The 10,130-nt window shown below is 65.3% G+C and carries 8 protein-coding genes; 7 read left to right on the top strand and 1 reads right to left on the bottom strand.

Annotated elements, in window-relative coordinates; genetic code table 11:
* Nucleotides 1–119: 119 nt before the first annotated feature.
* On the bottom strand, nucleotides 120–2,993 hold the full coding sequence (locus ABZX12_RS04465) for an AAA family ATPase (protein ID WP_355689704.1): 2,874 nt from the start codon (nucleotides 2,991–2,993) through the stop codon (nucleotides 120–122).
* A gap of 185 nt (nucleotides 2,994–3,178) precedes the next feature.
* Here ABZX12_RS04465 and ABZX12_RS04460 point away from each other — a divergent pair, with 185 nt between their 5' ends.
* The 7 genes from ABZX12_RS04460 to ABZX12_RS04430 all read left to right on the top strand — a co-directional run bounded on the left by ABZX12_RS04460 (nucleotide 3,179) and on the right by ABZX12_RS04430 (nucleotide 10,052).
* Nucleotides 3,179–3,778, top strand: a complete 600-nt coding sequence (locus ABZX12_RS04460; RefSeq protein WP_355689703.1) for a methyltransferase domain-containing protein — start codon at nucleotides 3,179–3,181, stop codon at nucleotides 3,776–3,778.
* An 8-nt stretch (nucleotides 3,779–3,786) separates the two neighbouring features.
* Nucleotides 3,787–5,562 carry a BTAD domain-containing putative transcriptional regulator gene (locus ABZX12_RS04455; protein WP_355689702.1) on the top strand — a complete coding sequence of 592 codons (1,776 nt, stop codon included), beginning with the start codon at nucleotides 3,787–3,789 and terminating at the stop codon, nucleotides 5,560–5,562.
* A gap of 1,702 nt (nucleotides 5,563–7,264) precedes the next feature.
* Nucleotides 7,265–7,870, top strand: coding sequence for a hypothetical protein (locus tag ABZX12_RS04450; RefSeq protein ID WP_355689700.1), 606 nt, complete (start codon nucleotides 7,265–7,267; stop codon nucleotides 7,868–7,870).
* 199 nt (nucleotides 7,871–8,069) lie between these two features.
* The gene (locus ABZX12_RS04445; RefSeq protein WP_355689699.1) at nucleotides 8,070–8,420 is read left to right on the top strand and encodes a hypothetical protein; all 351 of its coding nucleotides are present in this window, start codon (nucleotides 8,070–8,072) and stop codon (nucleotides 8,418–8,420) included.
* A 262-nt stretch (nucleotides 8,421–8,682) separates the two neighbouring features.
* A complete protein-coding gene (locus tag ABZX12_RS04440; protein ID WP_355689698.1) occupies nucleotides 8,683–9,270 on the top strand; it encodes a hypothetical protein in 588 nt (195 codons plus the stop codon).
* A 13-nt stretch (nucleotides 9,271–9,283) separates the two neighbouring features.
* Nucleotides 9,284–9,472, top strand: coding sequence for a hypothetical protein (locus tag ABZX12_RS04435; protein ID WP_355689749.1), 189 nt, complete (start codon nucleotides 9,284–9,286; stop codon nucleotides 9,470–9,472).
* 196 nt (nucleotides 9,473–9,668) lie between these two features.
* Entirely contained in the window at nucleotides 9,669–10,052 is a 384-nt protein-coding gene (locus ABZX12_RS04430; protein ID WP_355689697.1) for a hypothetical protein, read from the top strand.
* Nucleotides 10,053–10,130: the final 78 nt, after the last annotated feature.

Genomic DNA, 10,130 nt, shown 5'->3' with positions numbered 1-10,130 from the left:
CCTCGGAGTAGTTCTTGCGGGCCATAGTTCTCAATCATCTCGCTTCCCCAGCACATGCTGGATTCAGCGTGTCCAAGAACCAGGGTCAGGGCCCCTCGCATCTCGGCGATGGGTCACGCCTAGAGGAGATGATGTTGATATGCCGCGCTGGCGGCGGCAGCACGGGTCGGGACGTCGAGCTTTCTGAGGATATTGGAGATATGGACGCCCGCCGTTTTCGGCGAGATGGTCAGGGCTGCCGCGATCTCCCGATTGCTGAGTCCGGAAACCAGCAGGCGGAGGACCTCGCACTCGCGCTCAGTCAGGCCGAAGGGTACTCGGGGCAGCGATTCGTTATCAGTGCCCAGTGAGATCCTGGATCGTCGTGCGACTGTCATAATCCTGTCGGACAGCGGGCGGGCCGAAAGCTCGCGCGCGAGATCAGCGGCCTCGACGAGTACCTGTTTCGCGGTTTGGCGCTCCTCGGCGGCGACGAGCGCCACAGCAGCGTGTACGAGCGCCTGCACACGGTTGTGTGGCTGCCCAAGGTCGAACCAGCTTTGCGCTGCCGACAGCCAGTGCTGAGTCGCGTCGGGGTAAGCAGGGGCGAGAGCCGATGCCGCTACCGTGTCCGCGTAGGCTCTCTCGAGCGGTCCGAACTGTCTCAAACCCAGCGTGGTTTCAAGCAACTCATCACGAACGAGCTCGAACCCGCCGATGCTCTCGAGAGCCAGGGCGGCTGCCAACACCGCAGGCCAGGCGTCGGTGGCGTCGGCGTTCGGAATCGCCGCAGGGAGTTGGGCCGCCAGTTCTGCCAGGTCATCGGTTCGGCCCTCGGCAGCGGCGAGTTCGATCAGGAACCGCGTTCGGCCCAGTCGGTAGGAGCCGTCATCGGAGTCCAGACCCGCAGGCGGTTTCAATGCCTGCGCCAACCTCCTCGCGGTCTCGAGTTCCCCGCGGGCAACGGCGACGATGCCGTTCGAGACCAGCAACTTCATCCGCTCGTTGAGGGGTGGCCTCATCAGGAGTGCGCCGTCGATCACCTCGATCGCCTCGTCCCACTGGCCTGTCGCCACGAGCGAACTCGCAAGCTGATTGGAGACCATGGGGCCGGCATAACGGGTTCTTCCGAGATCTACGACCCGTGCGAGCGCTACTCTCCCGCGGTCGATGGCAACCTGATGCCTTCCTAGGCTACGAAGAGCGCGCAGAAGGCACAGATGGGCGACGATCTCGCAGTCGCCTGAACCGTGCGCCTGCGCAACCGTGAGTGTCTCGCCGAACGCGGCCTGAGGATCGCCGCCTTGACGGACGGCGAGAGAAGCCGATGCGATCTGGCTTTCGAGCTGTACTTCGATGGCGGGCAAGCGCTCGGCAAGCTCAGCGAGTTCGGCGACGAAGGGTTCAGCCTCGTCATGGCGGCCGCGCACCATCAGGGCACGAGACAGTTGACCTAGGAGCTCCGCACGCTTGGCGCTGCGCTTCTTGCCGAGTCGTACTGCTTCCTGCAGGTCATCCACTTCACCGGGCACGATGAGCTGGTGGCGCATGACAGCGCGTTCCAGCAGTAGCGCCGCGCTTCGCTCGGGCGCCGGACTCGCAGCCAATTCAAGGAAGGCTTCCTCGACAAGGACGAGGCCTCTCTCGCTCTCGCAGGCCCAGCCGGCCGCGTCGGCTGCCAACTCCAGCACATCGAGTCGGGTCGCCTGCGCGCGGATTGACGGTTGGTCTATGCGGTCCCAGAGATCGAGAACCATCTCGAGCATCTGCAGTTTCTCGTCGGCACCTATTTGCTCGTCCTCGCTACGACAAGCCGACCATGCGGCGGTGAAGGCGCGGGTGGACTCGCCGGCCGCCAGCCAATGCCGCGCGATTGCCGCGATCCTCCACATTTGCGCGTCGTCCGGCGCTGTCTCGCTGAGAACCTCCGCGTACCGTCGGTGAAGCTCGAGGATTTCGCCGGGGAGTAACCCGGTGACGATCGCCTCACGGATCAATCCGTGGCGGAACGTGTATCCGTCGGCTGAGCCGAGCAGGACCTTCGCCGAGATCGCCGGCGCGACGAGAGCTGTGAGTTCTGTCGTCGTGTGCTTGGTGATCTGGACCAGTACTTCGTGCTGTACGGTCGTACCGCCCACCGCTACTGCTTTGAGAACCTGCTGGGTCTCTGCGGGGAGGTCGTCGATCATCCTCAGCAGCAGGTCTCTGAATGAGTCAGGGAGACTGCTGCGGACCGAGCCGTCAGGAGCGATGAGGGCCTCAGTGAAGAGCGGGACGCCCTCACCGACCCGGTATACCACTGCGACCACCTCGGGCGGTGCCGGTTCTCCGAGAATCCCGTTCAGTTGCTGGGCGACCTCGGCTCGCGTGAGTCCGGCGAGGTCGACGCGGATGACCTGTACCAGTCGGCTGAGTTCAGTGAGAATCCGGCGCAGGTCGCTCGAGGTCTCCGCCTCCTCTGTGCGGAACGAGACCAGGATCAGCAAAGGAGAATCGACCATGCTGGAGACCACGTAGCTCAACAGATCTTGCGTCGCCGGGTCGGCCCAGTGTGCATCCTCGATGACGAGGACACAGGTTCCGGCACCGCAGATCGTTTCGATCAGCGATCGGAACGCCTCGAACACCCTTGCCTTCGCGAGGGCAGCATCATCCGTAACCGGCGTAGTACCTAGGGCCGGCAGCAGTCGGGCCAGTTCGTCGCGGCTCGGCACCCCGATCAGGTCGGCAATCCCTGATGCGCCGTACTCCTTCGCCAACTCGCGCAGCATAGACCGGAATGGGCCGTAGGGGAGTCCCGCATCGCTCTGGTCGAGGCACGCGCCAGTCAGAAAGCGCGTTCCGGACGGCAGGCGGTCGCGGAACTCGCGGATCAGCCGAGACTTGCCGACACCTGCTTCACCGGCGACCAGCACCGTCCGGGTGCTTCCCTGGCCCGCGTCGTCGAACGCCTCGGCCAGCAGGGACAGCTCGGTCTGGCGTCCGGCCAGCAGTGGGCTCACGCGGCGGTTCAACGCACCTCCTCCAGGAACGCGAACGGCGAGGCGGTGCCGGTCGATCAGTCTTCTGCCAGGTTAGCGGGTCAACAGGCTCGTCCGTGGTGCTGGACGTCGGAAATAGGTTGTCTGCCTCATGTGGCGGTAACCGCCTTAGCCCGAGAGTGGATACGGCCGACCGACCTGTCCGCTCGGAGGAACCCATGACGAATCCGACCATTGATTCGTACGAACGTGACGCCCTCAGCTACGCCGCCGGGATCGACGACTTCCCGCCACCGGAGATCGAGGGCGCCCTGCTTCGCCTGGTCGAGGCGATTCCGCCTGGCGGCCTGGTTCTGGAGGTGGGGTCCGGCACCGGCCGCGATGCCGACTTCGTCGAGGCATGTGGCGCCTCGGTGCGCCGTACAGACGCCACCCGGGCATTCCGGAACCTGCAGCTTGCCAGGGGCAAGCAAGTCGAGCTGCTCGACATGATCAGCGACGACCTGGGTGGACCGTACGACGGGATCCTCGCGCTGTGTGTGTTCGTCCACGTCGATCGCAAGTCGACGTCAGCCGTGCTCCGGCGGATCGCGGCCGCGCTGCGGCCCGCGGGAGCCTTTCTGGTCTCTGTCCGCCAAGGCAGTGGCGAGACCCGTGGTGCCTACCTGATGTCGTCGTGGGGTCGGGACGAGTACGAAGCGCTGCTCGCACAGGCCGGGCTGCGGGTCGACTGGGACCACCGCCACACCTACGGCGTCGGCGATACCTGGCTGACCTTTCTCGCCCGCAAGGCGCAGTCCTCGCTGTCGAGTGAATGAGGCGGGAAATGCCCGGCTCCGGCCTGGAGATTCGCGTACTTGGGCGTTTCGAAGTGGTCATCGATGGGCGACCGGTCGAGATCAGTTCCGGACGGCTGTGCGTCTTGCTTGCGACTCTCGCCATGTCGGCGGGGGAGGTCGTATCAGCGGAGCGACTGTCGGCTGCTCTGTGGGCTGGACGGCCCCCAGCCCAGGAACGGCGTGGTCTCCAGACCGCGATCTCCCGGCTGCGCGGGCTGCTTGGGGCAGCCGCCGTGGCACGAGGGGCCGGCGGTTACGCACTTCGCTGTCGGCGTGAGCAGATCGACGCGTTGAGGTTCGCCGAGCTGGTGGCGACGGCGCCGGGCGACGAAGGAGAACGGATCCGTCTAAGTCAGGCCCACTCCTTGTGGCGAGGAACCCCCTTTCAGGGGGTTTACTCTGCGCATCTGGTCAAATTCGAGCTGCCGCGACTGACCGAGGCCTACTTGGCGCTGCTCGACCGGCGAGCCGATTTCGACATCGCCGACGGGCGATACGCCGAGGCCGCGGCCGACCTCCGCCTTGCGTGCTCAGAGCAACCTCTCAGGGAGACCACCTGGGCACGCTGGATTCTCGCACTCGCCAGGAGCGGCCGGCGAGAGGAGGCGCTGCACAGGTACGAGGAGATCAGCGCTCGGATGGCCGATCAGCTCGGCGCAGATCCAGGCCCTGAGCTGCGAGCGGCGAGGGCAGAGCTGCTGTCCGCTGCGGAACCCGACCTGATCAGTACGTCGCGCGGTGCCGCGGTTCCCCGCCAGTTGCCGGCCGACATCGCGCGATTGGTCGGTCGGGGTGAGGAACTTGTCCAGATGGACGGGGCACTGGCCGGCAGCGTGCCGACGGAGCCGACCATCGTAGTCCTGCACGGGACTGGCGGTGTCGGCAAGACAGCCCTAGCTGTCAAATGGGCTCATCAATCCGCCCGGTGGTTTCCGGATGGCCAGGTCTACATCGATCTGCGCGGACATGTGCTTGGTGCGCAGCCGCGCACAGCCGTCGAGGCCCTCGATCTACTTCTGCGCGGTTTTGGTTTCGACGGCAATCTGGTCTCCTCCGACCTGGACGGCCTCAGCGCGTTGTGGCGAACAGTCCTCGCGACCCGAGACGTCCTCGTGATACTGGATGATGCGCGCGACGCGGATCACCTACGACCGCTACTGCCTGATCGGGGTGGCGGCATGGTCGTGGTCACGGGCCGCAGTCGACTCCGGTCGCTGTCCGGCCGAGTCGAGCGGATCTCCCTGGACCGGCTGACATCAGTTGCATCGGAAGAGCTGCTGGCGCGGAATCTGGAAGCAGAGGGACTCAGTTGGTCGGCGGCGGCAATCGCTGAGCTCGCCGAATTGTGCGACGGCCTTCCGCTCGCGCTTGCGATCGCCTCGGAGCGTGCGGTTCGGAACCCGTCCGCTTCGCAGGATGAGCTTTTCGAGCGGCTACGCGAAGAGCCGCACCGATTGGATGCGTTGGAGATCGGCGACGATCCGCTGGCCAGCGTGCGGGCCGTCCTGACGGCGTCGTACGACGTGCTCGACAGCGAGTCGGCGCGGACCTATCGGCTGCTTGGAAGCTACCCCGGTGCGGAACTCGGAGTCGCGGCGGCCGCCGAGCTGACCGGTACAACGCGCGCCACAGTTCGAAGGCTGCTGGGCCGTCTCGAGGACCTCCACCTCGTTCGGCAACGCGAGCCTGACCGCTACACGATGCATGACTTGGTCCGGATCCACGCGCTCGAGCAGTCGACGACCAGATCTGGCCGAGGGTGACCTCGCCCACCGCGCGACATCGAGCTACTCCCACGACAGCCGTGCGTACGGTTTGAAGGCGTTCTGTAGGCATTGATCCCTAGCATCGGTGCTCAAGCCTGCCGGGTCGCCCCAACCCTTCGGCGGAGCTGGTGCGCGACACCTTCTCCGGTAGGCGCCGCGGAATACACCGACTTCCGCGGCACGTGCGGCGGTGACTGGGACCTCCTGCCAATCACCGCCGTACGCCATTCCGAAGTCGATCTAGGTCACCGCGGTCCGGCTGGATACGGGAAAACCCTGAGCCTGGCTTGTCGTGGTGCACAGCTAGGTCGACGTTTTACAGGCGATTTGAAGGCGCTCAGTGACAGCCTCACCGGTGACAGCGCTTCCACGAACGAGGGAGGTCAAGTGGTCGCCGGGGGGCGCCGGCTTTCAAGCCGCCAGAGCCACAGAAGGTCAAATCCGTGCCCGGCCGGTCTGCTGCACCGGCGATCCCGCCGGCCAAACCGGTGCCAGGTCGCGGACCGGCGAAGGTGGACTGGCCGGGTGCGGAGACGGCCGAGGTGACGATTCCGGCGGGTCTGACGCGGTCGGCGGTGGGTGCTCGGGCCGACAACCTGCCGGTTTGGCTTTCGGTCGCGGGGGCGCGTCCGGCCGACAAGGATCAGCAGGTGAGGGTGGAGGTCCTGAGCCGTGCGGAGTCGGCACGCCGGGGCGTCGACGGGCTGATAATGAAACTCCGGCGCGGGACTGGCTCCTCCGCGCCGGTGCGGATGACAGTTGACTACAACTCATTCCGCGACGCGTATGGCGGTGACTGGTCCTCGCGGTTGCGGTTGGAACCCGCGGACGCTGCGGACCCCCTGCCAGTTACCGCCGTACGCAACGACCTGTCCGCCGGCTGACGGCCGACCTAGTGGTCGGCACCTCCGATAGGATCGTCGTACTCGCCGCGACGCCCAATGGCTCGACCGGCGAGTACAAGGCACGTCGTTGTCGCCCGCAGGCAGCTGGGCGGTCTCCACTCAAAGCGGCGCATTCGCCTGGAACCAGGTGTTCCGGACGCCTCCGGTACCCGGAGGGCTCACGCCGACTCTGGCTGCGTCTTACTCGTCGTCGGCGGTCGACGGCAAGGTCGCGACGACCAACAACCAGCCCTGGTGGGTCGGTGAAGGGTGGAACCTGTCCACCGGATTCGTCGAGCGCACGTACAAGAGCTCGCCGACGATCTCGGCGGCAACAACGGCGGTACGCCGACCGGAGACCTGTGCTGGGAAACCGACAACGCGACGCTTTCGCTCGGAGAGCGATCGAGCGAGCTCGTCTACGAGAACGGAACGTGGCGACTCAAGAACGACGACGGCACCAGGATCGAACGGCTTCTGGGAGCCGCCAACGGTGACAAAGAGGGTGAATACTGGCGGGTGACGACCCCGGACGGTACCCAGTACCACCTCGGTCTGAACCGGCTGCCGAACTGGACCAGCGGCAAGGCGGTGACGAACTCGGCCTGGAACGTCCCGGTGTTCGGCAACGACCCGCTCGAGCCCTGCTACGCGACCACGTTCGACGCCTCGGAATGCAACCAGACCGACCGGTGGAACCTCGACTACGTCGTCGATCCGCGGCAGAACCCCATGGCGTACTTCTGCACGCCAGAGAAGAACCTGTACGGCGCGAACGCCGGCCGACGCGGTGCCCCTACACTCGCGGCGGGATCTTGGCCAAGGTCGAGTACGGGTTCCGCGCGGGTTCGGAACACGCCGCGCCGGCGCCAGCGCGGGTGGTGTTCGACGTTGCCGACCGGTGCAAGCCGGGGACGAATTGCACCAACCATGACGCCGTTTCCTGGCCGGACGTCCCCTGGAACACCGAGTGCAGCACCGGCACCTGTCCCGGCAATTACTCGCCGACGGTCTGGTCGACGAAGCGGCTGGCGAAGATCACGACGCAGATCTCGACTGCAGTTGGATACCGGGATGTCGACCAGTGGGCCCTCGCGCACGCCTGGCCCGAACCTGGCGACGGCACGACCGCGGGGTTGTACCTGAGCGGGATCACCCACAGTGGGCTGGCTCCGACGGCGGTCGTACTCCCGGACACCACCTTCGAAGGCACGATGATGGCCAATCGGGTCTACCAGGCCAACGGCGACAACCTGCCGGCGCTGAACAAGTACCGAATCACCTCGATCAAGACCGAGGCGGGCGCCGCGATCAACGTCAACTATCCCGCGCCGGATTGCTCGCAACAGTCGCTGCCGACCAGAACACGAAACGCTGCTTTCCGGTCCGCTGGACGTTTCCGCCGTCAACCACTCCGGTGAACGACTGGTTCCACAAGTACGTTGTGGCACGGGTGCTTGAGGACGACCTGGTCGGCGGCAACAAGGACATGCTGACCAACTACGAGTACAGCAGTCCGCGACAGGCCCGCTGATCGCCAGTTGGACCTACGACACGCTGGCGAAGGGGAAGCGCACCTCCTCGACTCGGTACGTGAACGGCAATGCTTACACGCGTGCCGTGACCGGGTATGACGCCGCAGGGCGGGCGACCGGCGAAACGGTGACCATCCCGTCGTCCGAGGTGGGACTGGCCGGTACCTACACCACCTCAACGATCTATGCACCCGACGACAGCCCATGGTCAGTGGCGTTGCCCAAGCTTGGGGACCTCGCCACCGAGATCCTCGACTACGACTACAACGACCTCGGTGCGCTCAACACGGTCACCGGTGCCACGACCTATATTGCGTCGACCAGGTACACCGCACTCAGCGAGCGCTCGGTGGCCCAGTTGGGAGTTGACGGGAGACGCGTTGGGACACGCTGTACTGCGAGGACGGAACCCGACGACCGGCTCAGCAGCAGGTAGAGCGCGAAAACGCCAGTCAGCGTGTCGTCAACGTGCGGAAGTATGGTTATGACCCGTCCGGCAACGTCACGAAGATCAGCGACCAGCCCCCGGAACCAGCGTCTACAACCAATGCCTCGGGTACGACTACCTACGGCGGGTGACCCAAGCCTGGACGGCGACCGGGGAGTGTTCGGAGCAACCCTCGGCCACCACCATCGGCGGGCCTGCGCCGTACTGGCAGCAGTACGAGTACGACTTGACAGGCAACCGAACGAAGCAGGTGAAGAAGGGCGTCGCAGGTGCCGCCGATGTTGTCAGCACCTATATCTATCCGGCAGCCGGTTCGCCGAGAGCGCACTCGGTGACCACGGGGGCCAAGTGTCACGAACTTGGCTATGACGCGGCCGGCAATACCACCAGCATGCCCGGGTCGGCCGCGCAGCAGTCGATGGCGTGGACCGACGACGGACTGCTCGACTCGATCGGCACCGCGGCGGGTGCTACGCAGTACGTCTACGACGCTGACGGGACACAGGTAATCCGTCGCGATCCGGGGCGGGCTACCTTGTTCGTCGGCGGTGGTGAGCTGACGGTCGATACGGCCACGGGCGTGCGGAAGGGCACCCGGCACTATCAGGGTGTCGCGATCCGGTCGGGTGGAAAGCTCAGCTGGATCTCGGCAGACCGGCATGGCACCGCACAGTTGGCGATCGACCAGTCGACGCTGGCCGTCTCGATCCGCCGCCAGGATCTGTTCGGCAACCCACGCAACTCCGCGGCCTGGCCCGGCGGCACCATCGGATTCGTCGGCGGTCTGACGAACACAGGAACCGGCCTGACCCGGGGGGGCTCGCGAGTACTCCACTGATCTTGGCCGCTTCATTTCGGTCGACCCGGTCCTGGATCCGGAGAACCGGCAGCAGCTCAACGCCTACGCGTACGCGAACAACAGCCAGGCGACGCTCAGCGACCCGTCCGGTTTGATCGCCGACTACGACGACTGCCGGTGCAACTACAACGGCAATGCAGCGAAAATTGCGCGGCGGCGAAGAGCATTCGAGGAGGTCTGAACAATGCGACTTGGCAAGAGGAGAAGCGGAGCATCAAAAACCACTCGGCCGCGGTCCTCACGTAGCACAGAATCGATCAGAGGCGGGCAGCAGCCGAACAGGCGGTGCCGCAGGGCATGCAGCGAGTTGTGGATTCCGGCTCAGATTTCTGGGACGTGGCCGGTGTAGTTCTTGACGTCGGACTCAGGGTAGCGGCATGCGGGGCTACCGCGGGCGCGGGGTGCGTGCTTCGGGGGATGCTCTTCGTTGCAACGACTACGGTGGCGGTCGCGGTGGCCGACAAGCCGAAGCAGCCCCCGGTGTAGGGGCTGCCGCTGCGGCGTCGAACATGCGAATCAACTGGCCCGAAGGCTACGAGCCGGTGGACCCGAGCAAGACCAACTCAGTTGTCGGCACGCCACGCCGAGATATCTCATTTACTGAAGAGATGACCGAGTTCTACAAGTACGACAATCACACACCGGCGATGCTCGAGATCAGGGAGTACGACGCCAGCGGCAAGCTCGTCAAGTCCTCAAAGTTGAAGACTAGATCCAAATGGCTGATGGCACTGCGGATCTTCGGAAGGGTGTTCGGCTGAGATCACAGCCTGCCTGCGGGAGCCGACGCACGGCGTCGGCTCCCGCATTCGCGCTCTCATCCGTGTCCAAGCTCCTGC

This window comes from Kribbella sp. NPDC003505 (assembly GCF_040610875.1).
Lineage (GTDB): Bacteria > Actinomycetota > Actinomycetes > Propionibacteriales > Kribbellaceae > Kribbella.
The sequence above is the reverse complement of the archived record's forward strand: the minus strand, read 5'-3'. Positions and strand labels throughout refer to the sequence as shown.